19 protein-coding genes are annotated in these 24,079 nt (G+C 71.8%); 11 read left to right on the top strand and 8 right to left on the bottom strand.

From position 1 onward, the window contains the following. Nucleotides 1-4 precede the first annotated feature (4 nt). Complete coding sequence (locus B4E97_RS16355) at nucleotides 5-1,360, top strand: M50 family metallopeptidase (RefSeq protein ID WP_029211804.1); 1,356 nt, start codon at nucleotides 5-7, stop codon at nucleotides 1,358-1,360. A gap of 18 nt (nucleotides 1,361-1,378) precedes the next feature. Then, nucleotides 1,379-2,539, top strand: coding sequence for a flavodoxin-dependent (E)-4-hydroxy-3-methylbut-2-enyl-diphosphate synthase (gene ispG, locus B4E97_RS16350; RefSeq protein WP_029211803.1), 1,161 nt, complete (start codon nucleotides 1,379-1,381; stop codon nucleotides 2,537-2,539). A gap of 103 nt (nucleotides 2,540-2,642) precedes the next feature. On the opposite strand, the gene B4E97_RS16345 is transcribed toward ispG, so the two are convergent. Next, entirely contained in the window at nucleotides 2,643-4,325 is a 1,683-nt protein-coding gene (locus B4E97_RS16345; protein WP_029211802.1) for a malectin domain-containing carbohydrate-binding protein, read from the bottom strand. Nucleotides 4,326-4,786: 461 nt separating this feature from the next. Between B4E97_RS16345 and B4E97_RS16340 the strand changes: the two genes are divergently transcribed. Next, the gene (locus B4E97_RS16340; RefSeq protein ID WP_286960779.1) at nucleotides 4,787-5,641 is read left to right on the top strand and encodes a DUF4081 domain-containing GNAT family N-acetyltransferase; all 855 of its coding nucleotides are present in this window, start codon (nucleotides 4,787-4,789) and stop codon (nucleotides 5,639-5,641) included. 170 nt (nucleotides 5,642-5,811) lie between these two features. Then, nucleotides 5,812-7,143 carry an MFS transporter gene (locus B4E97_RS16335; protein ID WP_286960778.1) on the top strand — a complete coding sequence of 444 codons (1,332 nt, stop codon included), beginning with the start codon at nucleotides 5,812-5,814 and terminating at the stop codon, nucleotides 7,141-7,143. Between the two features lie 31 nt (nucleotides 7,144-7,174). Here B4E97_RS16335 and B4E97_RS16330 read toward each other — a convergent pair whose 3' ends face one another. Then, nucleotides 7,175-8,722 (bottom strand): alpha/beta hydrolase, encoded by a 1,548-nt coding sequence (locus B4E97_RS16330; RefSeq protein ID WP_286960777.1) that lies wholly within the window; start codon nucleotides 8,720-8,722, stop codon nucleotides 7,175-7,177. A 122-nt stretch (nucleotides 8,723-8,844) separates the two neighbouring features. On the opposite strand from B4E97_RS16330, the gene B4E97_RS16325 reads away from it, so the two are divergent. The 3 genes from B4E97_RS16325 to B4E97_RS16315 are packed head-to-tail and all read left to right on the top strand — an operon-like array spanning nucleotide 8,845 to nucleotide 12,153. Beyond that, a complete protein-coding gene (locus B4E97_RS16325; RefSeq protein ID WP_286960805.1) occupies nucleotides 8,845-10,629 on the top strand; it encodes a proline--tRNA ligase in 1,785 nt (594 codons plus the stop codon). A 38-nt stretch (nucleotides 10,630-10,667) separates the two neighbouring features. Beyond that, entirely contained in the window at nucleotides 10,668-11,381 is a 714-nt protein-coding gene (locus tag B4E97_RS16320; RefSeq protein WP_286960775.1) for an HAD family hydrolase, read from the top strand. Next, nucleotides 11,374-12,153: a TSUP family transporter gene (locus B4E97_RS16315; RefSeq protein ID WP_019284541.1), complete on the top strand. Its 780-nt coding sequence runs from the start codon at nucleotides 11,374-11,376 to the stop codon at nucleotides 12,151-12,153. The genes B4E97_RS16320 and B4E97_RS16315 overlap by 8 nt, the downstream gene beginning before the upstream one ends. A gap of 36 nt (nucleotides 12,154-12,189) precedes the next feature. Here the strand turns inward: B4E97_RS16315 and B4E97_RS16310 are convergent, their stop codons facing one another. Genes B4E97_RS16310 through B4E97_RS16300 form a run of 3 tightly spaced genes read right to left on the bottom strand, consistent with a single transcriptional unit; the run spans nucleotide 12,190 to nucleotide 13,849 of the window. Further along, complete coding sequence (locus tag B4E97_RS16310) at nucleotides 12,190-12,561, bottom strand: hypothetical protein (RefSeq protein ID WP_019284542.1); 372 nt, start codon at nucleotides 12,559-12,561, stop codon at nucleotides 12,190-12,192. A 5-nt stretch (nucleotides 12,562-12,566) separates the two neighbouring features. After that, nucleotides 12,567-13,061 carry a dihydrofolate reductase gene (locus B4E97_RS16305; RefSeq protein ID WP_019284543.1) on the bottom strand — a complete coding sequence of 165 codons (495 nt, stop codon included), beginning with the start codon at nucleotides 13,059-13,061 and terminating at the stop codon, nucleotides 12,567-12,569. Beyond that, nucleotides 13,058-13,849, bottom strand: a complete 792-nt coding sequence (locus tag B4E97_RS16300) for a thymidylate synthase (RefSeq protein ID WP_037211322.1) — start codon at nucleotides 13,847-13,849, stop codon at nucleotides 13,058-13,060. Before B4E97_RS16300 ends, B4E97_RS16305 begins: the two co-directional genes overlap by 4 nt. Before the next feature lie 256 nt (nucleotides 13,850-14,105). Here B4E97_RS16300 and dapA point away from each other — a divergent pair, with 256 nt between their 5' ends. Genes dapA through B4E97_RS16285 form a run of 3 tightly spaced genes read left to right on the top strand, consistent with a single transcriptional unit; the run spans nucleotide 14,106 to nucleotide 17,688 of the window. Beyond that, entirely contained in the window at nucleotides 14,106-14,996 is an 891-nt protein-coding gene (gene dapA, locus B4E97_RS16295; protein WP_019284545.1) for a 4-hydroxy-tetrahydrodipicolinate synthase, read from the top strand. Beyond that, nucleotides 14,993-16,702 carry a ribonuclease J gene (locus tag B4E97_RS16290; protein ID WP_376783710.1) on the top strand — a complete coding sequence of 570 codons (1,710 nt, stop codon included), beginning with the start codon at nucleotides 14,993-14,995 and terminating at the stop codon, nucleotides 16,700-16,702. Before dapA ends, B4E97_RS16290 begins: the two co-directional genes overlap by 4 nt. Next, nucleotides 16,699-17,688: an endonuclease/exonuclease/phosphatase family protein gene (locus tag B4E97_RS16285; protein ID WP_286960770.1), complete on the top strand. Its 990-nt coding sequence runs from the start codon at nucleotides 16,699-16,701 to the stop codon at nucleotides 17,686-17,688. The genes B4E97_RS16290 and B4E97_RS16285 overlap by 4 nt, the downstream gene beginning before the upstream one ends. Before the next feature lie 73 nt (nucleotides 17,689-17,761). Here B4E97_RS16285 and B4E97_RS16280 read toward each other — a convergent pair whose 3' ends face one another. Then, complete coding sequence (locus tag B4E97_RS16280; protein WP_286960768.1) at nucleotides 17,762-18,691, bottom strand: DMT family transporter; 930 nt, start codon at nucleotides 18,689-18,691, stop codon at nucleotides 17,762-17,764. Then, complete coding sequence (locus B4E97_RS16275) at nucleotides 18,688-19,929, bottom strand: glycosyltransferase family 4 protein (protein ID WP_286960767.1); 1,242 nt, start codon at nucleotides 19,927-19,929, stop codon at nucleotides 18,688-18,690. Before B4E97_RS16275 ends, B4E97_RS16280 begins: the two co-directional genes overlap by 4 nt. A 271-nt stretch (nucleotides 19,930-20,200) precedes the next feature. On the opposite strand from B4E97_RS16275, the gene B4E97_RS16270 reads away from it, so the two are divergent. Further along, nucleotides 20,201-23,059 carry a DNA translocase FtsK gene (locus B4E97_RS16270; protein WP_286960765.1) on the top strand — a complete coding sequence of 953 codons (2,859 nt, stop codon included), beginning with the start codon at nucleotides 20,201-20,203 and terminating at the stop codon, nucleotides 23,057-23,059. Here the strand turns inward: B4E97_RS16270 and B4E97_RS16265 are convergent. Further along, nucleotides 23,053-24,048, bottom strand: a complete 996-nt coding sequence (locus B4E97_RS16265; protein ID WP_286960801.1) for a dipeptidase — start codon at nucleotides 24,046-24,048, stop codon at nucleotides 23,053-23,055. The two genes, B4E97_RS16270 and B4E97_RS16265, sit on opposite strands and share 7 nt — an antisense overlap. Nucleotides 24,049-24,079: the final 31 nt, after the last annotated feature.

The raw sequence follows: 24,079 nt of genomic DNA, 5'->3' as shown, positions 1-24,079 counted from the left end.
CCGCATGACCGTGGTCCTGACGATCCTCGGCATCCTGTTCGTCGTCGTCGGCGTGGGTGTCTCCATCGCGCTGCACGAGATCGGCCACCTGGTCCCGGCCAAGCTGTTCGGGGTCAAGGCGCCGCAGTACATGATCGGCTTCGGCCCCACGCTCTGGTCGCGCCGGTTCGGCGAGACGGAGTACGGCCTCAAGGCGATCCCGCTCGGCGGCTACGTCCGCATGATCGGGATGTTCCCGCCCAAGGGCAGGGGTGAGGACGAGCACCACCTCCGGGCCTCGAGCACCGGCCGCTGGGCCGCCATGGTCGACGACGCCCGCACCCAGTCGATGGAGGAGATCCAGCCCGGCGACGAGGACCGCGTGTTCTACAAGCGCAAGAGCTGGCAGAAGGTCGTCGTCATGCTCGGCGGCCCCACCATGAACCTCGTCATCGCGACGGTCCTCATCGGTGGCGTCCTCATGGGGCACGGGGTCTTCGTCGAGCACGGGGCCAAGGTCGCCTCCGTCGTCGAGTGCGTGCGCCCGGCCGGCGCCGACGCCACGAACGCCTGCACCGAGAACGACCAGCGCACCCCGGCCGCGGTGGCCGGGCTCCTGCCCGGCGACCGCATCGTCTCCATCGGTGGCACGACGGTCGACGGCACCGCCGCCGTGGGACGGGTCGTGCGTCCCAGTGCCGGCAAGGCCCTGCCCGTCGTGGTCGAGCGCGCGGGGCAGCAGCAGACCCTCACCATCACCCCCATCACCAACGCGCTCCCTCGGCTCGACGCCGAGGGCGTGCCCGTGACCGGGGCGGACGGCAAGCCGCTGACCGTGCAGACGGGCTACATCGGGATGCAGTCGGCGCCCGTCGGTGCGATCGAGAAGCAGCCGATCACCGCGGTGCCGGGGGCGGTGGGCAACGCCGTCGCGCAGACCGCGGGCGTCATCGTCAAGATCCCCGAGAAGATGGTGGGGATCGCCAAGGCGGCCTTCGGCTCGGGGGAGCGCGACCCCAACGGCCCGATCTCGGTCGTGGGCGTCGGGCGCATCGGCGGCGAGGTCGCCGCCGGCCAGGTCCAGGGGCTCGAGGGCACCACCTCCAAGCTCATCACGCTGATCATGCTCATCGCGTCGCTCAACGTGGCGCTCTTCGTCTTCAACCTCATCCCGCTGCTGCCGCTGGACGGTGGTCACGTCGTCGGTGCCGTGTGGGAGGCCATCCGTCGCGGGTTCGCCCGCGTGGCCCGGCGCCCCGACCCGGGCTACATAGATGTCGCCAAGGGGTTGCCCATCGCCTATGCCATGTCGGTCGTCCTGGTCGTCATGGGTGGCCTGCTGATCTATGCCGACATCGTGCGGCCCGTCAAGCTCGGATGAGTGAGGGATACTGACACCATGACCGTTTCGCTAGGGATGCCTGCTGCTCCGGCGCCGGTGCTCGCACCGCGTCGCAAGACCCGCAAGATCAAGGTCGGCAAGGTCGATGTCGGTGGTGACGCGCCCGTCTCGGTGCAGTCCATGACGACGACCCTGACCTCGGACGTCAACACCACCCTGCAGCAGATCGCCCAGCTCACGGCGGCTGGCTGCGACATCGTGCGCGTGGCCTGCCCCAGCCAGGACGACGCCGACGCCCTGGCGCAGATCGCCCAGCACAGCCAGCTCCCCGTCATCGCGGACATCCACTTCCAGCCCAAGTACGTCTTCGCCGCCATCGAGGCCGGCTGCGCCGCGGTCCGCGTCAATCCGGGCAACATCCGCAAGTTCGACGACCAGGTCAAGGAGATCGCCGCGGCCGCCCGCGACCACGGCACCTCGATCCGCATCGGCGTCAACGCCGGATCCCTCGACAAGCGCCTCCTCGAGAAGTACGGCAAGGCCACCCCCGAGGCCCTCGTCGAGTCGGCGGTGTGGGAGGCCAGCCTGTTCGAGGAGCACGGCTTCCACGACTTCAAGATCTCGGTCAAGCACAACGACCCCGTCGTGATGGTGCGGGCCTACGAGCTGCTGTCCGAGCGCGGCGACTGGCCGCTGCACCTCGGCGTCACCGAGGCGGGCCCCGCCTTCCAGGGCACCATCAAGTCCGCCACCGCCTTCGGTGCGCTGCTGTCCAAGGGCATCGGTGACACCATCCGGGTCTCCCTGTCCGCCCCTCCCGTCGAGGAGGTCAAGGTCGGCATCCAGATCCTGCAGAGCCTCAACCTGCGGCCCCGCAAGCTCGAGATCGTCTCCTGCCCGTCCTGCGGGCGCGCCCAGGTGGACGTCTACAAGCTGGCGGACGCCGTGACCGCCGGGCTCGAGGGCATGACCGTGCCGCTGCGCGTCGCCGTCATGGGCTGCGTCGTCAACGGCCCGGGCGAGGCTCGCGAGGCCGACCTGGGGGTCGCGTCCGGCAACGGCAAGGGACAGATCTTCGTCAAGGGCGAGGTCATCAAGACCGTCCCCGAGGCCGCGATCGTGGAGACCCTCATCGAGGAGGCCATGCGCCTCGCCGAGGAGATGGGCGAGCCTGCGGACGAGGAGTCCGCCGGCAGCCCCACCATCACCGTCGGCTGAGTCCGCGGCGTCCGTATGACGTGACGCGCGATGACGACCGACGAGAGCGGGCCACCCCACACGAGGGGTGGCCCGCTCTCGTCGAGCCCGTCGGCGGACGCTGTCAGAGCTTGGTGACCTCGACGGCGGCCAGGCTCGGGGTGTCCTTGACGGCGTGGAAGCCCAGGTCGAGCCGCCCGTCGGTGACCGTCACGGTGAAGGTCGGCTCGTAGGCCCGGAAGGCGCCGCCGGTGCGGGCGAAGACGTCCACGTCCTTGAGGACCGTTGAGCCCTCCGCCCGGACGGAGTAGACCCGGCGCCCGGGAGCCGTGAAGTAGTCCTCGGCGGTGTAGAGCTTGACCCGGTAGGTCCCGTTGGCGACCTTGGTCCGGTAGGAGGTCATCCCGTAGACCGTGGAGCGGTACAGCTGGTCGTCACCGGTGCCGGCCACGTCACGGCCCACCATGGCCGTACCCGTCTTGTACGAGTCGAACGCGTCACCGCGCCCGGCCCATCGCCGGCCCTGGGCATCGGTCTGGTCGAGCCAGGCCGCGGTCTGCCGAACGGTGGCGACGCCCGGTCCCGGCACCGGAATGGTCGGCGTCGGGGTGGGCGTGGGGGTCGGGGTCGGGGCCGGGGTCGACTTGGTGGGAGTGGGCGTCGGAGTGGGAGTGGGCGTCGGGGTGGGTGCGGGCGCCGACGAGACGGGCGCCTCGTAGTTCATCGGCAGGACCTCGAGGAGCTCGAGCGGGAAGCCACGCTCGCCGCGTCCGGGGTCGCCCAGCATCTCCTGCCAGTCGGCCCGCCCGCGGAACAGCTCGGGATAGGGGTCGCTGGTCATGCCGATCGGGTTCTCCGCGCGGAAGCTGATCGATCCCGCCGTGTCCCAGACGACCACGCCGTACTCCTGGGCGGCCTTGGCGATGGTCCGCGCCGTCGGCGACAGGCGCAGGGCGTCGAGGTTGACGGAGGCCGGGATGCGCAGCATCTGCCCCTCGGCGGCGGCCGGTCGTCTCGACGGGTTCCAGCCGTCGGTGCGGTTGGCCGGACGGGAGACGTTGGGCCAGGGGGCGTTGTGGGGCAGCGCGATGCCGATGACGTGGTCGATACGACCGCGGCGCAGCTCCTCGGGGCGGATGGTGCCCCCGGCGAGGGAGAGCCCGCTGGCAGTGGTGCCGAAGGGGTGCGGGAAGACGCCGTTGCTCTTGGAGGCGTCCGGGATGCTGCCGCCCCAGCACGCCGACCAGGTACCGTTGTTCTTGCGGGTGACCCAGGTCTCCGTGAGGCGGCGGGAGCTCGCGTCGTACACCAGCATCTCGAGGTCCGTCCCCTCTGCCGGACGGGCGTAGGCCGGGATCCTCAGGTTGCTGAGGTGGTTGGCGATCAGGCCGGTGTCGCCGTACGACTTGCCCTGGCAGTTCTCGAACCTGAACGACGTGGTGGGGTCGCCAGCCTTGGCCATGTACATCGGCGCGGAGTAGCGCACCGTGTTGACCGCGATGGACGGGGCACCGGGGCGGCCGTAGTACGAGACGCCCTGGTCGTAGATGTGCTTGGAGATGTCCGCCGAGCGCGGGTCCTTCGGGGTGTTCGCCGGCAGCCTGCGATACCAGAACGCGTCGGGGGCGAAGATGCGCTCGGGCAGCCGGTCGCGATCTGCGGTCGCCGCAGCGGGCGCCGCCGTCACGGGCGCCGCGGAGGCGGCGGCGAGCTGGGCTGACCCCAGGGCGGTTGACGTGAGCAGGGCGGCGCCGATGACGCCTCCCGTCAGCCGGCGTCGCCGGCGTGCGGACAGGGGGGTGTGCATGAGACCTCGAGAGGGTGAGGGGAGAACTGCAGCCGGGCCGGATGATGGCGCTACGGCCGCGACAACCACTCTGTGCAACCGTTTCTGCACGAATGGCTGTCCATCAGCCAGTGTGATAGTTCAAAGCACTCGAGGGTAGGCCTATTCGGGGAAAAAAAATCACTCTATGTGTTGTATGACGATTCAAGGCCGTGGCGCCCCGAAGGTCACTTCGACATCGAAGTCTTTGATATGGTGAGGGTGTTGCGAGGCGCGGCCGGATGGGGGCCACCTCGGGGGAGCACGGCGAGATGGGCGCCGCCCCCGGCGCCGTTCGCAACCGCGGGGCCTGAGCAGCCCCGCAGCCAGAAAGGGCCTCGTCCGGCAGCTGCCGTGGCGGGGCCTTTTTCTGCTGCGCGAACTCGTCCCGGCGCGTCGCGTGGTGGCGTGACAAGCGACCCACCGCAGTCCACCCTTGGGGGGTGCTCCGCTCCCGATCGCCGATCCAGGCCCTGACGCCGGCCGACGAGGACGCGGCGATCGCTGTCTGTGCACGTCGGCCTGACGCCCACGTCTTCGTGGCGGCGCGCATCCGTGAGGGTGCGCTGCGGACCACCCCCGGCTGCGTGCTCGGCTACGCCGACCGGGGCGACCCCCTCGGCTGGCGATCTCTGGTGTGGACCGGAGCCAACGTCGTTCCGGTCGAGGTCGGACCGGACACGGCCCCGGCCTTCGCCCAGCGACTACGCCGGCGCAGCCGCTGGGCCTCCTCGCTGTTCGGCCCGTCCGACGAGGTGCTCGGGCTCTGGGCGTTGCTCTCGCCGTCGTGGGGGATGCCACGGGCCGTCCGCGGGTCGCAGCCGCTCATGGCGACGACCGTCCCGCCCAGCGAGCTCGGCCTCGCTCTGGACCCTTGCGTGCGGCTGGCCGGGCCCGACGAGCTGGACGCCGTCGTGCCGGCTGCGGCGGCCATGTTCACCGAGGAGATCGGCTACCCGCCGTACGTCGGCTCGGTGGCGTCATACCGCCGATCCGTGGCCTCGCTGATCGAGCAGCGGCGGACCTATGTCGTCACCGAGGGGCCCGACGTGGTGTTCAAGGCCGACGTGGGTTCGGTCGCTCTCGGGACCGCCCAGATCCAGGGGGTCTGGCTGGCGCCGCACCTGCGCGGCCGACGGCGTGCGGGGCCGGCCATGGCAGCCGTCGTCGAGGCAGTGCTGGCGGAGCACGCCGCTCGCGCCTCGCTGTACGTGAATGACTTCAACGTCGCCGCGCGGGCCACCTACGCCCGCATCGGTATGCGGGAGGTCGGGGAGTTCGCCACCGTCCTGCTGTGAGCGCGCCGTTCGTCGGTGGGTGGACATGCGGTCACCGACCGCCCGTCAGGAAGGGGCGACCGTTCGTCGCAGGGCACCGGCGAGACGCATTCCGTTGACGTGGCGTCAAGCAACACCCTCCGTCCAGGAGCCGTCCGACGGAGCACGGCTCACCCGCCCGAGGAGCCTGCATGAGCACCGTTGCACCCACCCCCGAGTCCACCCTCCCCCCGCCGGCGACGCCGACACCCGGGGCCTTCCCGGTCAAGCCCATCGCCGCGGCGACCGTGGGCCACGCGGTCGAGTGGTTCGACTGGACCATCTACGGCCTGTTCGCGACCTACTTCGCGACCCAGATCTTTCCGAAGGAGAACGAGGACCTCGCACTCCTGCTGACCTTCGCGACCTTCGGCGCCGCGTTCTTCTTCCGCCCCCTGGGTGGCTGGATGATGGGCCGGGTCGCGGACCTGACGGGGCGTCGCGGCGCGATGCTCGTGTGCGTCGCGCTCATGGCCGGAGGCTCGTTCGTCATCGGCGCACTGCCGACCTACGACCAGATCGGGATCTGGTCGCCGCTCGTCCTCGTCCTCGCGCGCATCGCCCAGGGGATCGCGGCCGGCGGCGAGCTGTCCAACACCTCGGCCTACCTGTCCGAGGTCGCCCCCGCAGGTCGGCGTGGCCGCTACGTCTCGTTCATGTACATCGGCACGGGCGTCGCCCTGCTGCTGGCGACGACGCTCGGCTTCTGGCTCACCCGCACGCTGGGACCCGCCAAGATGGCGGAGTTCGGCTGGCGCATCCCGTTCATCCTCGGCGGCATCTTCGCCCTCGTCGGTCTGTTCATGCGCAAGGACCTCAAGGAGTCGGCGCACTTCGAGGAGCACAAGGCCAAGGCGGTCGACAAGGTCAAGAACCCCCTGATGACCACCCTGCGGCTCTACCCCAAGTCCGTGCTGCACGTCGTCGGCACCACCATGCTGTTCGCCGTCGCCTACTACACGCTGATCGGCTCCATCAACTCCAGCGTCGTCAAGAAGTTCGCCAAGACCAACCCGGACGTGGGTCAGAACGTGTTCATGGCGCTCACGATCTCGATCGTCATCTTCATCGCCCTGCAGTACCCGTTGGGAGCACTGTCCGACAAGATCGGGCGCAAGCCGATGATGCTGATCTTCACGGTGTTCTATGCCGTGGCGATGGTGCCCTTATCCTCGCTGATCAAGCCGGACCTGCTGAGCCTGACCATCCTCTACGTCCTCGGCATGTCCGCGTTCGCCTTCGCGTCGTGCATCCTGCCGGCGATCATGGCCGAGCTGTTCCCGACCGAGGTCCGGTCCACCGGCATCGGCGCCTGGTACAACATCACGGTGGCGGTCTTCGGCGGGGGAGCGCCCTACCTGATCACCTGGCTCAACCAGAACCAGATGGGCGACCGCTTCTTCTGGGTCGTCTCGGCAGTCGCCGCGGTGGCGACGCTGATCATCCTGACGATGCCGGAGACGCGCGGCAAGAAGCTCGACTGATCGACGATCGACTGATCGACTGATCGAACCGTCACTGCACCGCCTCGCCCGCGTCGCCGGGGTCCGAGGCGCTCGACGAGCCGCCCGTGAGCATCGCCCACGGGCGGCTCGTCAGCTTGATGCGGGGCTGGTCGTCCGCGACCACGGCCGCCAGGTGGAGCAGGCTCGCGGTGCCGCGGTGGTAGTACTGCTCGTGCCCGACCGGCGGCCGCAGCACCGTCCAGGTGCCGTCGGGGTAGACAACGCGTCGGGCCAGCGGGGACAGCTGGTGCACGCCGGGGATCCGCAGCACCTCGCCGCCGAAGATGCCCAGGATGCCGATGAGGTCGCCGGGAGCGACGCAGGCGTACAACGTGCCGGGCGCCAGCCCGAGGTCGGAGAGGCGGGAGGCGAAGATGCCCGGTGCGCCGGCCGTCATCGCGGCGTCCACCACGTGGTGGTGCCGGGCGGCGAGCTGGGCGAGGGCGAGCCCCATGGCGGACGCGCCGTAGGAGTGGCCGCTCGCCACGATGCGTGCCCCCGCCGGAGCGATCTCCCGCACCCCCTCCAGGGTGCGCGCCAGGTGGTCGGCTGCCTCCCGCGCATATCGAGGGTCGGACGCCTCACCGGGCACGAGGACGCGCATCCCCGTGTCTCCCAGGGCCTTTCGCGTGGCGATGTCGTATGGCGCCTGGTAGCCGATCCAGTCGATCACCGCCACGCGTGCGTCGGGGCCGAGCAGGCGGACCGTCTCGTCGCGCAGCCAGGACATCCAGGTGGCTTCGCGATAGAGGCGCAGGTCCACGGTGGTGGTCGTGCCGGGCACGTGCACCACCAGGTGGGTGGCGGTGTCGGGGTCGCCGAGCGCGATGGCCGTCCGCAGGGGATAGCTGCGGGCGTCCAGGAGATAGAGGAAACGACGCGAGGGCGGGGTCGAGACCTGGGCGAGCCCCTCGGGGACCTCGGCCAGCAGCTCGGGGTCGGAGAACAGCGCCCGGAGCTTGAGCAGGCCGCGCAGGTCCCGCTCCTCCTCGACGGTGGCCTCGTCGGCGGGTGCGCCGGTGTCGACGTCGAGCTCGCGGCTGCGGCGGGCGATCTCGGCCTCGAGCACCTGCAGGTTGGCCGTGTGCCGCACGGCGGTGGGGAGCCCGTCCGCCCGCCCCACCCAGGGGGCGTGGCGCCGCAGGACCTCCTCACGGTCGCCGGCGTCCAGGTCCCGCCACCAGGCGGCGACCACGTCGGGCGCCTCGTCGCGGGGGATCGGCAGCACGTCCTCGCCAGCCAGCCCGAGGCGGGGGTAGCGCGAGGCGGCGGTCCGGGCCTCGGTGCGGAGCTGGTCGACGAGCAGGCCTGCGGCATACAGCCCGACGTCGGTGCGCCGCGTCAGGATCTCGTCGAGGACGGCGTCGCCGGGCCGGGCCCACGTCCGCTCGGCCGCCAGTGCCTCGGTGAGGTGCAGGTGGGCGGTCGTCGCCGCCGCCACGGCCTGCTCCAGGGACTGCGCCGCGGCCAGCAGCCCCGCCTCCAGCGTGAGGGGTCCGGTGCCGGCGTCCCCTCCAGGTCGCACGCCCTCGCCCGGCGTCTCGACGCCCTCCTCCACGACCACTCACCTCCGTCTCCGAGGCTACGCCCGAACGTGGTCGAGGCCAGGAGCCAGGGCCGATATCCTGCCGTGGTCCCACCTTCGCCCATCCGAGGAGCCCCACCGTGTCCGGTGAGATCATGCGCATGTCGTCCCTGTTCCTGCGGACCCTGCGCGAGGACCCGGCCGACGCGGAGCTGCCCGGTCACCGGCTGCTGGTGCGCGCCGGCTACGTCCGTCGCGCGGCGCCCGGCGTCTACAGCTGGCTCCCCCTGGGGCTCAAGGTGCTTCGCCGGGTCGAGGGCATCGTCCGCGAGGAGATGGACCAGATCTCGCAGGAGCTGAGCTTCCCCGCGCTGCTGCCGCGCGAGCCCTACGAGTCGACGAACCGGTGGACGGAGTACGGCGACAACCTCTTCCGCCTCACCGACCGCAAGGGCGCCGACATGCTCCTCGGTCCGACGCACGAGGAGATGTTCACCCTCGCGGTCAAGGACCTCTACAGCTCCTACAAGGACCTGCCGCTGTCGCTGTACCAGATCCAGACGAAGTACCGCGACGAGGCGCGTCCCCGCGCCGGCCTGCTGCGCGGCCGCGAGTTCATCATGAAGGACTCCTACTCCTTCGACGTCTCCGACGAGGGGCTGCAGAAGTCCTACGACGCGCACCGCGACGCCTACGTCAAGATCTTCGACCGGCTCGGCTTCGACTACGTCATCGTCCAGGCGACGTCGGGCGCGATGGGTGGATCGGCGAGCGAGGAGTTCCTCGCGATCAGCGAGGTCGGCGAGGACACCTTCGTGCGGGACGACAGCGGGTACGCCGCCAACGTGGAGGCCGTCGTCGTGCCGCAGGCCGAGCCCGTCGACGCCTCGGGCGTGCCGGCGGCGCAGGAGGTGGACACCCCCGACACCCCGACCATCGAGACCCTCGTCGACGTGCTCAACGCGGAGCACCCGCGCCACGACGGCCGTGCGTGGACGGCCGCCGACACGCTCAAGAACGTCGTCGTCATGCTCATGCAGCCCGACGGCACCCGCGAGCCCCTCGTCGTGGGCCTGCCCGGAGACCGCCAGGTCGACCTCAAGCGCCTCGAGGCCCAGGTCGCGCCCGCCGAGGTGGAGGAGTTCACCGAGGCGGACTTCACGGCCTACCCGCAGCTCGTCCGCGGCTACATCGGGCCGGGCGCGCTGGGGGAGACCGTCGAGCGCGACGAGGACGGCAAGGTGGTGTCCCGCACCGGGATCCGCTACCTGCTCGACCCGCGCATCGCGGACGGCTCGTCCTGGGCGACCGGGGCGAACAAGCCCGGCGTGCACGTCGTCAACCTCGTCCACGGCCGCGACTTCACGGCCGACGGGACCGTCCAGGCCGCCGAGGTCAGGGACGGCGACGTCGCGCCCGACGGCGCCGGCACCCTGCGCGCCGCCCGGGGCATCGAGATGGGCCACATCTTCCAGCTCGGCCGCAAGTATGCCGAGGCCCTGGGTCTCAAGGTGCTGGACGAGAACGGCCGGCTCGTCACCGTCACGATGGGCTCCTACGGCATCGGCGTCTCGCGCGCGGTCGCCGCCATCGCCGAGGCCAACCACGACGAGATCGGTCTGGTGTGGCCGCGCAACGTCGCCCCCGCCGACGTGCACGTCGTCGCGACCGGCAAGGACGAGGCGGTCTTCGTCGAGGCCGACCGGATCGTGACCGAGCTCGCCGCGCAGGGGATCACCTCGATCGTGGACGACCGCGCCAAGGTCAGCCCCGGGGTGAAGTTCAAGGACGCCGAGCTCATCGGGGTCCCGACCATCGTGGTCGTGGGCAAGGGCCTGGCCGACGGCACCGTCGAGATCAAGGACCGGCGCACGGGCGACCGCCGCGAGGTCGCCGTGGCCGACGTCGTCGCCGAGATCGCCCGGGAGGTGCGGTCCTGACCGGCCCCGCACGCGCTCCGGACCCGGCGACCTCGCCGGTGGGTGCCGTCGTCTTCGACTGGGGCGGCACCCTGACCCCCTGGCACGACGTCGACCTGCGCCAGCAGTGGGTCGAGTTCTCCCGCGGCTACGGCACGATGGCCTGCTCGCTCCACGAGCTGACGGCGCGCATCCTGCTCGCCGAGGACGAGCTCTGGCAGCGTTCCCGCACCAGCCACGAGTCTGGGCGCCTCGCGGACCTGCTGACGCAGGTGGGACTCGACCCCGAGCACGAGGCAACGCTGGCCGGGCTGGCGGCCTACGAGACCTTCTGGGAGCCGCACACGCTCACCCACCCGCAGGTCGAGCCGTTGTGGACCGGCCTGCGCGAGCGGGGGATCCGCGTCGGGGTGCTGTCCAACACGATCTGGACCCGCGACTATCACCGTGGCGTCTTCGAGCGGGACGGGGTCGCCCACCTCATCGACGCCGACGTCTACTCGAGCGAGATCCCTTGGGCCAAGCCGCATCCCGAGGCCTTCCTCGCTGCGGTGCGCGCCGTCAGCGTCGAGCCGGAGCGGTGCGTCTACGTCGGGGACCGGTCCTTCGAGGACGTCCACGGTCCGCAGCAGGTGGGCATGCGAGCGGTGTGGGTGCCGCACTCGCGGATCCCCGTGTCGCAGCAGGTCTCGCACGCGGCGGAGCCCGACGCAGTGGCCCACGAGCTGCTCGACGTCCTCACGATCGTCGACCGGTGGTGCGGGCGTGGGTGAGCTGTCCCTCCAGGTCGTGCTCTTCCTGGTGGCGTCCGCGTTCTGCGCGGGCTGGGTCGACGCCGTCGTCGGCGGGGGAGGGCTGATCCAGCTGCCCGCGCTGCTCGTCGGTCTGCCCGGCGCCTCGCCCGCGCAGATCCTCGCCACCAACAAGCTGGCCTCGATCTGCGGCACCTCCACGAGCGCCGTGACCTACTACCGCCGGGTGCGTCCCGACCTGCGCACCGCGATCCCGCTCGCGGTGGCGGCGTTCGCCGGGTCGTCGCTCGGCGCGGTCGTGGCCACCAGGATCCCCAAGGAGGCGTTCAACCCGATCATCCTGGTGGCGCTGGTCGTCGTGGGCGCCTACACGGTGGTCAAGCCCAGCCTCGGCGCCTCGACGCAGCTGCGGTTCTCCGGCCGCCACCACCTCGCGGCGGCGCTGGTCATCGGGGTGGTCATCGGTTTCTACGACGGGGCGCTGGGACCCGGCACCGGATCGTTCTTCGTCTTCGCCCTGGTCGGGCTGACCGGCTACGCCTTCCTCGAGGCCAGCGCCAAGGCCAAGATCGCCAACTTCGCGACCAACCTCGCCGCCCTCGCGGTCTTCATCCCGCACGGGGCCGTCATGTGGCCGATCGGGGTCGTCATGGGGCTGGCCAACATCGCCGGCGGCTACATCGGGGCGCGGACGGCGGTGTCGCGAGGCACGGGCTTCGTCCGCATCGTGTTCATCGTGGTGGTGGGCGGCTTCGTCGTCCGCATCGGCGGACAGCTGCTCGGCCTGTGGTGACCCTCGACCGCTGGTGACCCGTGCTGGCCGCCTCGCTCAGCCCCGGCGCGGTCGACGTGGTCGCCGCAAACGGTTCTGGCGGCGCCACACGGCCCTGATCGTCGCCCAGCGGGCGAGGCCGGCGCCGAGGCCCGCCAGCATCCCCGGGACGAGCAGGAAGGTCCCGTCCATGGCGTCCCGGCCCAGGTCCGCGCGTCCACCGGCGAGCCCGGTCAGGACGCCCACGGCCACCCCCAGGAGCAGCCCGGCCAGCGCACCGCCGAGCGTGAGCGGCCAGACGAGCGCGCGCCCGCGCTCTCGGCCCGCCGCACGGGCGGCCAGCTCGCGCGAGCGCGTCCAGGCGACCGCGACCCCGATGGCGGCGACGATCGCCGGGAGCATCAGCAGCAGGACGGCGCGGTTGCGCACGAGCGTCAGCCCCGCACCCGGTCGTAGGTCACGAACGCGAACCCCGGGTGGGCGTCGGTCGCCGCGACCTCCTCGCGCCGGACCTCGCGCCACTGCTCGCGATCGATCTCAGGGAACCACGTGTCGGCCTCCGGGGCGTCGTCCACCTCGGTCAGCTCGAGCCGGTCGGCCAGGGGCAGGGCGAGGGCATAGATCTCGCCGCCTCCGCCGCAGCACACCTCGTCGTCGCCGGCCAGCGCCAACGCCTCCTCGAGGGAGGACGCGGTCTCCGCATCCGGGACGACCCACCTGGCGTCCCGGGTCACCACGATCGTCCGTCGGCCCGGCAGGGCGCGACCGATCGACTCGTAGGTCTTGCGCCCCATGACGAGCGGACGCCCCTGGGTCAGGGCCTTGAAGCGGGGGAGGTCGCCCGGCAGCTGCCACAGCAGGTGCCCGTCCCGCCCGAGGGCGCCGTTGCGACCCAGCGCCGCGACGAGGGTGAGCGTCCGGGACGTCATACGGCGATCGGTGCCTTGATGCTCGGGTCGGCGACGTAGCCCTCGAGGGTGAAGTCCTCGAGCTCGTAGGCGTCGATCGACGGGCGCCGCGCGACGTGCATCGTGGGGAGCGGGTGCGGCGTGCGCGTGAGCTGCAGGCGCGCCTGGTCGAGGTGGTTGGAGTAGAGGTGCGCGTCGCCGAGCGTGTGGACGAGGTCGCCCGGCTCGAGGTCCGTCTGCTGCGCGACCATCATCGTGAGCAGGGCGTAGGACGCGATGTTGAACGGCACACCGAGGAAGATGTCGGCGCTGCGCTGGTAGAGCTGGCAGGACAGCCGCCCCTCGGCGACGTAGAACTGGAACATCGTGTGGCAGGGCGGCAGGGCCATGCGGTCGACGTCCGCGACGTTCCAGGCGGAGACGATGTGGCGCCGCGAGTCGGGGTTGCTGCGCAGCGACGCGATCACCTGACCGATCTGGTCGACCTGGCGGCCGTCCGGGGTGGGCCAGGACCGCCACTGGTGGCCGTAGACGGGTCCGAGCTCGCCGTCCGCATCCGCCCACTCGTCCCAGATGGAGATCCCGCGCTCCTGCAGCCAGCGCACGTTGGTGTCGCCCCGCAGGAACCACAGCAGCTCGCCGATGATCGACCGCAGGTGGAGCTTCTTGGTCGTGAGGACCGGGAAGCCCTGGGCGAGGTCGAAGCGCATCTGGTGCCCGAAGACGCTGCGCGTGCCGGTGCCCGTGCGGTCCGCCTTGTCCACCCCGGTCGTGAGGACGTGGTCGAGGAGGTCGAGGTACTGCTGCATGGCGACCACGGTAGCCGGGCAGGTCCGTCATACGGTCATCGACGGGGCGCGAGGGAGCGGCCAGCCGATGTGAGCCAGGTCACACGAGTTCCCGCGACCCGGCTGTAACGAGATCGCCCCCCTTGCCGATGTAGTCCGTGAATCGCGTAGCCACCCGGACCCCCGAGCGGGTGGCTACGCGATTCACATGTCCGGCGCCGACCCATGCCCGTGGCGGTCACCGCCCCTCGCGCGCACCCCGGGATACATTGACCTCATGACGACCTCACCCGCGTTCGGCCGAGTCCTGTCGGCCATGGTGACCCCGATGCTCCCCGACGGCTCGATCGACCGTGACGGCGTGCGTCAGGTCGCGCGCCACCTCGTCGACCACGGCCACGACGGCATCGTCGTCAACGGCACCACGGGCGAGTCGCCGACCACCACGGACGACGAGAAGGCCGAGCTGGTCCGCCTGGTGCGTGAGACCGTCGGCGATGGCGTGCACGTCGTCGCGGGCGTCGGCACCAACGACACCAGGCACACGATCGAGCTGGCCGGCCAGGCCGCCGACGCGGGCGCCGACGGGCTGCTCGTCGTGACGCCCTACTACAACAAGCCCTCGGTGGCCGGGCTGGAGGCGCACTTCCGCGCCGTGGCCGACGCCACCGAGCTGCCCGTCATGCTCTACGACATCCCCGGTCGGGCGGGCGTCCCGATCCCCACCGACCTGCTGGTCCGGCTCGCGGACCACCCGCGCATCGTGGCGGTCAAGGACGCCAAGGGCGACCTGTGGGCCGCGACCAAGGTCCAGCGCGCCACGGACCTGCAGTGGTACTCCGGCGACGACGTCGCCAACTTCTCCCACCTGGCGCTCGGCGCCGTCGGCATCGTCAGCGTCGTGGCCCACGTGGCCGGCGACGCGTATGCCGAGATGGTGGGGGCCATCCAGGGCGGCGACGTCGAGCGGGGGCGCGAGATCCATCGCCGCCTCGTGCCCGTCGTCGACGCCGTCATGAACGTGACCCAGGGGGCCATCATGACCAAGGCGGCACTCGTCGAGCTGGGCGTCATCGCCCACGCCGACGTGCGCCTGCCGCTGGTCCCGGCCACCGACGACCAGGCCGAGATCGTCCGATCCGGCCTCCGTAGCTCAGGACTGATGTGACTTCTGCTTCCGCTGCACCCGACCTCGTGACCGAGGTCCCCACCACCCCGCCCGCGCTGCCCAAGGGCGGCCTGCGGGTCGTCGCCCTCGGCGGTCTTGGGGAGGTCGGCCGCAACATGACGGTGCTCGAGCACCGCGGCCGGCTGCTGATCATCGACTGCGGGGTCCTCTTCCCCGAGGAGCACCACCCGGGCATCGACCTGATCCTCCCGGACTTCGACTACGTCGAGGACCGCCTGGACGACGTCGACGCCGTGGTCCTCACGCACGGGCACGAGGACCACATCGGGGCTCTGCCCTACCTGCTCAAGCGCAAACCGGACATCCCGCTCATCGGCTCCCAGCTGACCCTGGCGCTGGTCGAGGCCAAGCTCAAGGAGCACCGGATCACGCCCTACACGCTGGGCGTGCGCGAGGGGCAGCGCGAGCAGGCCGGCGTCTTCGACCTGGAGTTCGTTGCGGTCAACCACTCCATCCCCGACGCCCTCGCGGTGTGCGTGCGCACCGCCGCGGGCACGCTGCTGCACACCGGTGACTTCAAGATGGACCAGCTGCCGCTGGACCGCCGCCTCACCGACCTGCGGGCCTTCGCGCGTCTGGGCGAGGAGGGGGTCGACCTCTTCCTGACCGACTCCACCAATGCTGAGGTCCCCGGCTTCACCACGCCCGAGCGCGAGATCGCCCCGGCCATCGACAAGGTCTTCCGCCACACCACCGGTCGCATCATCGTGGCCTGCTTCTCCTCGCACGTGCACCGGGTCCAGCAGGTGCTCGACGCGGCGCACAAGGCCGGGCGACGGGTGGCCATGGTGGGCCGGTCGATGGTCCGCAACATGACCATCGCCGCCGAGCTGGGCTACCTCCACGTCCCGCCCGGCGTGCTCATCGACATCAAGAAGGTCGGGTCCCTGCGCGACGACCAGCTGGTCCTCGTGTGCACCGGCTCGCAGGGCGAGCCGATGGCTGCCCTGAGCCGTATGGCGAACCGCGACCACCGCATCGAGGTCGGTCCCGGCGACACGGTGCTGCTGGCCTCGTCGCTGATCCCCGGCAACGAGAACGCCGTCTACCGCGTGATCAACGGCCTGATGCGGCTCGGCGCCGACGTCGTCCACAAGGGCAACGCCAAGGTCCACGTCAGCGGGCACGCGAGCGCCGGCGAGCTGCTCTACTGCTACAACATCGTCAAGCCCCGCAACGTCATGCCCGTGCACGGCGAGTGGCGCCACCTGGTGGCCAACGGACGCCTGGCCGAGGCGACCGGCGTGCCGGCCGAGCGGGTCCTGCTCTGCCAGGACGGCACCGTCGTCGACCTCGTCGACGGGGTCGCGAGCATCGTGGGCGAGGTTCCGTGCGGCTACGTCTACGTCGACGGCTCCGCCCTCGGGGGAGAGACCAGCGACGAGCTCCTGCGCGACCGGCGGATCCTGCGCGACGAGGGCTTCGTGACCGCCATCGTGGTCGTGGACACCTCGACCGGCGAGGTGGTCAGCGAGCCCGAGATCACCTCGCGCGGCGTGGCCGAGGACCAGGAGGTCTTCGACCGGGTGCGCCCGCAGGTCGAGAAGGCCGTGGTCGAGGCCATGGCCAAGGGCACCACGGACACCTACGCCCTGCAGCAGGTCGTGCGACGCACGCTCGGCTCCTGGGTTGGCACCAAGCTCCGGCGCCGCCCGATGATCATCCCGGTCGTCATCGACGCATGACGGCGGGGTCGACCCGCACGAGGCCCTCGACGACGATCTGGTCACCCTCCTCGCGGGTGCTCCTCGTCGCGGGGGCCGTGCTGACGCTGGCGGGCACCGGGCTGCTCGCGCTGCGCTGGGCCGTGGTCCCCGAGCGCACCGGCTTCCTCGCCCTGCAGGCCGTGTCGCCGCTGGGCGGGGTCCTCGTGGGGCTCGGGGTCGCGGCCCTGCTGCTGGCGCGGGCCTGGGGCCCGCTGGCGGTGGCCCTCGTCCCGGCCCTGGCGTATGCCGTTCTGGCCGCCCCCACGGTCTTGCCCGACACGGTCCCGCCCCGCCCGGACGACCTGGTGGTGCTCTCGACCAACCTGCAGTACGGCCGGGCCGACCCGCGTCGGCTTATCGCCGCCATCGACCGCCTCGACGCCGACGTGGTCGTGCTGGTCGAGGTCACGCCGGGCGCCCTCGAGCGGCTGGACGCGGCGGGGCTGTCCGGGCGCTACGCGCACTCGATGGGTCAGCCCGGGCCGCGGGCGAGCGGCCTCGTGGTGCGCACCCGTGACCCCCTGCGCGTCGTGTCCCCGTCCTACGACCCGCGCACCGGGACGCCATACGGCCTGCTCCGCACGAGCAGGGGAGAGGTCATGATCAGGGGGGTGCACCCGGCCGCCCCGACCAGCCCCGACCGCTGGCGCAGCGACCTCGCGGACCTCGAGTCCTGGATCTCTCGGGTGGCCCGGCTCGACCCGGAGCAGCCGGTCGTCGTCGCGGGGGACCTCAACGCGACCTACAGCCACCCGCCCTTCCGCCAGGCCGTGGCGCCGCTGACCGACGCCGCGCGGTCGGCGGGAAAGGGCTGGGAGCCCACGTGGCCCCAGGGCCGGTGGTACCCACCCTTCGCGCAGATCGACCACGTGCTGGTGCGCAACGTCGGGGTGGTCGACAGTGGGGTCGTCGCGATCCCGGACACGGACCACCGGGCGGTGTGGGCGCGGTTGCGGGTGGGGTGAGCCGCGCGGGTCGGGCCGCTCAGGCCAAGGTGCTCAGGCCGCGCACTCAGGCCGGCGCACTCAGGCCGCGCACTCAGGTCAGGACGGGTCGCTCGTCGGCCGGCCCCTCGGCCGGCCCGTCTGCCACGGCATCGTCCTGCTGGTGCCGGGCGGACAGCCGGCTGAGGGCGAAGACCGAGGCGAGCAGGACCGCGAGCCCGATGCCCTCCAGCAGCAGGTCCTTGGGGGCGGAGTGAAGGCGCTCGCCGTAGACCGCGCCGCCGATGATCAGGCTGAACAGCGGGTCCAGGCTCGCGATGACCGGCAGGCTCGACGACAACGGCCCGGCCTGGAAGGCCATCTGGTTGAGCACCAGGGCCAGCCCGCCGGCGATGATCAGGGTGTAGAGCTGCCAGGAGAGCAGCAGTTCCGGGATGCCGTGCTCGACGATGCGGGTGCAGGTCTTGATGAGGGCGGCCGTGCAGGCGTAGAGCGCGGCGACCGCCGTGCCCAGCAGGGCGGCCTTGCGTCGAGGGCCGACGCGGCGGGCCACCGTCACGCAGACGAGGACGAGCATGGTGGTGCCGACACCCACGAAGATGGCGGGGTTGCGGGCGCCCTTGGCCTCCGGCCCCTTGGGGGCGGCGGCCCCGGAGGCCCACAGGAACAGCACGAGGCCGCCGACCAGCGCGAGCGCCAGGAGCACCTCGCGCCCCGAGGGGCGCTGCTTGAGGAACCACGCGTTGAGGACGAGGGAGAAGACCAGGGCGAGCGTCAGCATCGGCTGCACGACCGAGATCGCACCCTCGCGCAGCGCCAGCACCTGCAGGATGATGCCGCCGGCGTCGCACACGAGGCCGCCGAGCCACAGAGGGTGCGAGACCATGGCCTGGACGAACCGCCGCACGCGGACGAGGCCCGTCCCGGTGATCTCGGGCATGGTCCCGGCGGAGCGGTGCTTGAGCACCGAGCTGAGCGCAAAGACCGCGGTCGCCGCCAGCGACAGCAGCAGGACCGTCGTCACCGGTCCGACCAGCCCTGCTGGCGGGTGCGCGCGGTCTCGTCACCCTGGAGGGGCGTGATGTCGATCTCGGGCAGGAGCGAGACGTCACCGGCGCCCGCGGTCTCGTAGACGTCGGCCAGCAGCGAGAGCGTGTGCGGCCAGATGACCGCGCAGTCCTGGGTGCGGTTGTAGTGCTGGATCCGGCGCAGCAGGGAGCGGTCGCGCGCCAGTCGCTTGAGGGCGTGGGTCATGTCGCCGTCGGTCTCGCAGATGAGGCCCTCGCGCTCGTGCCGGACGAACTCCGGCAGGCCGCCGGACGCCTTGGCGACGATGGGGAGCCCGGCGCACCGCGCCTCCAGCGCGGCCAGCCCGAAGGACTCGAGGTTGGCGGGCGCGATGAACGCGTCGCTGGACTCGAGCATGAGGCGGACGTGGTCGCGGTCCAGGCGCCCGTGCAGCGTGACCTGGTCGGCGAGCCCGTGGCGGCGCAGGTAGCGCTCCATGGCTGCCTGCCGGGGCCCGCAGCCGGCGATCTGCAGCCTGATCGTGGCCGTGGATCCCAGTCGGTTCTGCGCCTCCCGCAGCATCCGCAGCAGGGGCATCGGGCGCTTGCGGGCGCTGAGCCGCATCACGGCCGCGACGGTCAGCTCGCCCTCGCGGTCGGGGTAGCCGCCGCGTCTGGTCCACCGGGCCGGATCGACCCCGTTGGGGATCACGTGCACCTGGGCACCGTCGGGCAGGACCCGCCGGACGTGGCGGGCCGCCATGTCGCTCACCGCGGTCCAGGTGATGGGGAGCCTGGTCCACCCCCACACCAGGTTGCACAGGCGCAAGATGCCGATGGCCCAGGCCCACAGCGAGTGGACGGTGACGACGGTGGGGATGCCGGCGCGGGCGGCGGCGCGGGCGACGAAGAACCCGAGCGGCGAGCCGACCCCGACGTGGCAGTGGACGAGGTCGTAGCCGCCCTCGCGGACCTCGCGGCAGCCGTCGCGCCAGGCGGCGGGGTGGATGGCGTGCTGGATCCGGAAGCCGTCGGTCAGCCGGACGACGGCGTCGGGGCCGAACGGCACCCCGGCGCTGGTGTGGCTGGGGGCGTAGGGGTCGCCGGAGGCAGGGGCGTCACGCGTGCTCGGCGAGCTGGTGACGACCACGACCTCGTGACCGGCCGCCCGCTGGCGGCCGGTGAGCTCTGCGACCTGCATCTCGATCCCGCCGAGGCGGGGGAGGTAAAAGTCGGTGACGTGCGCGATCTTCATCAGTCGTGGTGGTCCTTCGTCGTGCCCGCGCCTCACGGCGACGGTGTCGTCGCGCAGCACGGCCCCCGTGCGGGCGCGCCATGGGCACGCCCACCAGCGATCATGCCGGAACGGACAGATCCTCGCAGATGCCGTCGTCGGCGTGTCGGCTCCCGGTCGTGGGGGACGTCCAGGTCCCCCGTGCTGGCGCGGGCTGCCCCTGGTCACATTGTGATCACCGGCGCGCGTGTGCCTCGGGGGCCGGGAGGGGCGGTCCCGTAGCCTGCGGAGCATGGCGACCCGTGGCTCCACCAGCACCACACGCTCCACCTCGACGAGTCGTGGCGGATCGACGCGCCCCGGCTCGAGCAAGGGCGGCGCGACCCGCAAGCCTGCCCCGGGACGCACGCGCGACGGGGGTCTGCCGCTGCCCGTCAGGGCTCTGAGGGGCACCTGGATGGGGCTGGCCCATGTCGTCGGAGGGGGCGTGCGCAGCGTGGGACACGGAGCCGCAGACCTGGAGCCGGAGCACCGCCGCGACGGTGTCGGGTTCGCCCTGGTCGCCCTCGCGATCGTCGTCGCCGCGCGAGAGTGGTGGAACATGCCCGGCTGGCCCGGCGCGGTCGTCCACACGGTCGTCGCGGGCACCATCGGGTGCGTCGCGCTCGTCCTGCCCCTGGTCCTGCTGGGGTTCGGGCTGCGCGTGCTGCGCGCCCCGGACGACGGCCACGCCACCAACCGCATCGCCATCGGCTCGTTCGCCCTCCTGCTCGCCACCTGCGGGATCGTGCACATCGCCAAGGGCCTGCCCACGCCGAGCGGCAGCGCGGAGGAGATGCAGGCCGCCGGCGGCATCATCGGCTTCCTCGCCTCCAGCCCGCTGGCCGCAGCCGTGAGCATCTACGGCGCCGTCCCCATCCTCGTGCTGCTGGGGATCTTCGGCCTGCTCGTCGTGACGGCGACGCCCGTCCACCAGGTGGGTCCGCGGCTGCGGGGCGCCTACCTGCGGCTCTTCCACGGTGAGGGCGCCGAGAGCGACGGTGGTCACGACGGGACGCCCGGCCACGGCCAGGACCTGATGGCGCAGCGCGCCGGTGGGGCGACCCGGCGCCGCCGCGGCCGGACCGACGCCGACCTCGACGAGCGTGCCGGTGACGAGGCCTACGAGCAGGCCGCCGTGGTCGAGCCGACCGGCCGGTCCGCCCGTCCCGGCCTGCGGCCCGGGCAGAAGCGCCCCGTCGGCGCCGAGGCCGAGGCCCTGCGTCGCGCCCGCGACAACGCCGCGGCCCAGGGGCACGCGCCCACCGCGGATGGCTCTCAGGGTCCAGCGGATTCCACCGATCCCAGCGACCCCAGCGATCCCACCGGGCTCCACGACGCCGCCAGTGTCCCTGGAGCGCGGCGCACCGAGGGCGCCCGCCCCGCCGCCTCTGCGCCGGTCCCGAGCAAGCCGCAGCTGGAGGCGCCGCCGACCGAGCCGCTGCCGCAGCGGGTCGAGCAGCTGGCCCTCGCCGGCGACATCACCTATCACCTGCCCGAGGACTCGATCCTCAAGCCCGGCCCTCCCCACAAGGAGCGCAGCGCCGCCAACGACCGCGTCGTCGACGCCCTCACCGGCGTGCTCGACCAGTTCGACATCGACGCCCAGGTCACGGGGTTCACCCGCGGCCCCACGGTCACGCGGTACATCGTGGAGCTGGGGCCCGGGGTCAAGGTCGAGCGCATCACGGCGCTGTCCAAGAACATCGCCTACGCGGTGGCGAGCGCGGACGTGCGCATCCTGTCGCCCATCCCCGGCAAGTCCGCCATCGGCGTGGAGATCCCCAACACCGACCGCGAGAACGTCTGCCTCGGCGACGTCCTGCGCTCCCAGGTGGCGCGCAACAACACCCACCCGATGGTCATGGGCGTCGGCAAGGACGTCGAGGGCGGCTATGTCATCGCCAACCTCGCCAAGATGCCGCACATGCTCGTGGCCGGAGCGACCGGCGCGGGCAAGTCGAGCTTCGTGAACTCGCTGATCACCTCGATCCTCATGCGGTCGACCCCGGACGAGGTCCGGATGATCCTGGTGGACCCCAAGCGCGTCGAGCTGACGGCATACGACGGCATCCCGCACCTGATCACCCCGATCATCACCAACCCCAAGAAGGCCGCCGAGGCGCTGCAGTGGGTCGTGCGCGAGATGGACCAGCGCTACGACGACCTCGCGAACTTCGGCTTCAAGCACGTCGACGACTTCAACAAGGCGGTGCGCGCCGGTCAGGTCAAGCCGCCGGCCGGGTCGGAGCGGGAGATCCACCCCTACCCCTACCTCCTGGTCATCGTCGACGAGCTCGCCGACCTGATGATGGTCGCCCCGCGCGACGTGGAGGAGTCGATCGTCCGGATCACCCAGCTGGCGCGCGCCGCGGGCATCCACCTCGTGCTGGCGACCCAGCGTCCCTCCGTGGACGTCGTCACCGGCCTGATCAAGGCCAACGTCCCCAGCCGGATGGCGTTCGCCACCTCCTCGCTCGCCGACTCCCGCGTCGTCCTCGACCAGCCGGGCGCCGAGAAGCTCATCGGTCAGGGCGACGCGCTCTTCCTGCCGATGGGCGCCTCCAAGCCGATGCGCGTCCAGGGCGCCTGGGTCACCGAGTCCGAGATCAGCGAGGTGGTCAAGCGCGTCACTGAGCAGCTCAAGCCGAGCTATCGCGAGGACGTCGCGGTCGTGGCGCCCACCAAGCAGATCGACGACGACATCGGCGACGACCTCGACCTGCTGCTGCAGGCCACCGAGCTGGTCGTGACGACGCAGTTCGGCTCGACCTCGATGCTGCAGCGCAAGCTGCGCGTCGGCTTCGCCAAGGCGGGCCGGCTCATGGACCTGCTCGAGTCCCGCGGCGTCGTGGGCCCCTCCGAGGGCTCCAAGGCGCGCGACGTGCTCATCAAGCCGGACGACCTGCCCACGACGCTCGCCGTCATGCGCGGGGACGAACCCCCGGCAGCCCCCGTGGCAGCCGCGCCCGTGGCCGGTCCTGCGGCCGGCGGTGACCGGTATGCCGGAGCGAGCGACGACATGGCGACCGGCCGCGTCGTCGAGGGTGAGGGCGACGAGGAGTCCGAGGACGCCTGGGCGCTGACCGATCGCGGCTCCGAGCGCTACTGACGCCGCGTGACCGCGTCGAGGACGCGCAGGACGTTGCGGTGGGTCAGGGCTTCCAGGTCGGTCCGGCTCCACCCCCGCGCCTCGAGGACGGCGAGCAGGGCGGGATAGGTGCTGACGTCACCGAGCCCCGCGGCGACCAGCGGCGTCCCGTCGTAGTCCGCCCCGATGCCGATGTGCTCCACGCCGACGAGCTCGCGGACGTGCTCGACGTGGGCGGCCACGTCGTCGATCCCGGCGGCCCGCTCGTCCGCGGCGACGAACTTCGGCACGAACGGGATGCAGCACACCCCACCGGTCGCGGCCGCCGCCACCAGGACGTCGTCCGGGACGTTGCGGACGTGATCGGTGACGGCGCGCGCCCCCGAGTGGGTGAACAGCACCGGGTTGGCGGTGGTGGCGAGCGCATCGCGCATGGTGTCGGCCGAGACGTGGGACAGGTCGACGATCATCCCTAGCCGGTCCAGCTCGCGGACGACCTCGTGGCCGTATGCCGACAACCCGTGGTGCACGGGCACGTCCGTGGCGCTGTCGGCCCAGGGGGTGTTGTCGTTGTGCGTGAGCGTGAGGTAGCGCGCCCCCATGGCGTGCAGGACCCGCAGGACGCCGAGGGAGGACCCGATCGAGTGGCCGCCCTCGACGCCGATCAGTGACGCGAGACGCCCGTCCGCCCAGGCCGCCTCGACGCCCGGGACGTCGACGGCGAGGGCGAGGCGGTCGGCATACGAGGCGATCATGCGGCGCACCAGGTCGAGCTGGTCGAGGGTGGCGACCACGGCCTCGGGCTCGGGCAGGGCGCAGGAGACGTAGACGGACCAGAACTGACCACGCAGGCCGCCACGCGACGCCCTGGCCCAGTCGGTGTGGAGCGTGGGCTGGTCGGCGCGCAGGTCCACCGCCGTCGAGTCGCCCGCCCACCGCTCGCGCAGCTGCCACGGCAGGTCGTTGTGGGTGTCGAGCACGGGCAGAGGGTTCGTCGCCAGGTCGGGCATGCCGCCATTCAACCTCGATCCACCGATGGAC

The sequence above is a fragment of the Arsenicicoccus sp. UBA7492 genome (assembly GCF_002479615.1).
Classification (GTDB): domain Bacteria; phylum Actinomycetota; class Actinomycetes; order Actinomycetales; family Dermatophilaceae; genus Arsenicicoccus; species Arsenicicoccus bolidensis.
Note: the sequence above shows the minus strand (reverse complement) of the source record. Positions and strands in the feature narration are given on the sequence as shown.

Coding starts and splice junctions, on each gene's coding strand:
- B4E97_RS16265 (WP_286960801.1), bottom strand. CDS start 24,048: ATGCCCGACCTGGCGACGAACCCTCTGCCCGTGCTCGACACCCACAAC.
- B4E97_RS16345 (WP_029211802.1), bottom strand. CDS start 4,325: ATGCACACCCCCCTGTCCGCACGCCGGCGACGCCGGCTGACGGGAGGC.
- B4E97_RS16285 (WP_286960770.1), top strand. CDS start 16,699: ATGACGGCGGGGTCGACCCGCACGAGGCCCTCGACGACGATCTGGTCA.
- B4E97_RS16325 (WP_286960805.1), top strand. CDS start 8,845: ATGCGCATGTCGTCCCTGTTCCTGCGGACCCTGCGCGAGGACCCGGCC.
- B4E97_RS16355 (WP_029211804.1), top strand. CDS start 5: ATGACCGTGGTCCTGACGATCCTCGGCATCCTGTTCGTCGTCGTCGGC.
- B4E97_RS16300 (WP_037211322.1), bottom strand. CDS start 13,849: ATGCAGCAGTACCTCGACCTCCTCGACCACGTCCTCACGACCGGGGTG.
- dapA (WP_019284545.1), top strand. CDS start 14,106: ATGACGACCTCACCCGCGTTCGGCCGAGTCCTGTCGGCCATGGTGACC.
- B4E97_RS16305 (WP_019284543.1), bottom strand. CDS start 13,061: ATGACGTCCCGGACGCTCACCCTCGTCGCGGCGCTGGGTCGCAACGGC.
- B4E97_RS16275 (WP_286960767.1), bottom strand. CDS start 19,929: ATGAAGATCGCGCACGTCACCGACTTTTACCTCCCCCGCCTCGGCGGG.
- ispG (WP_029211803.1), top strand. CDS start 1,379: ATGACCGTTTCGCTAGGGATGCCTGCTGCTCCGGCGCCGGTGCTCGCA.
- B4E97_RS16335 (WP_286960778.1), top strand. CDS start 5,812: ATGAGCACCGTTGCACCCACCCCCGAGTCCACCCTCCCCCCGCCGGCG.
- B4E97_RS16270 (WP_286960765.1), top strand. CDS start 20,201: ATGGCGACCCGTGGCTCCACCAGCACCACACGCTCCACCTCGACGAGT.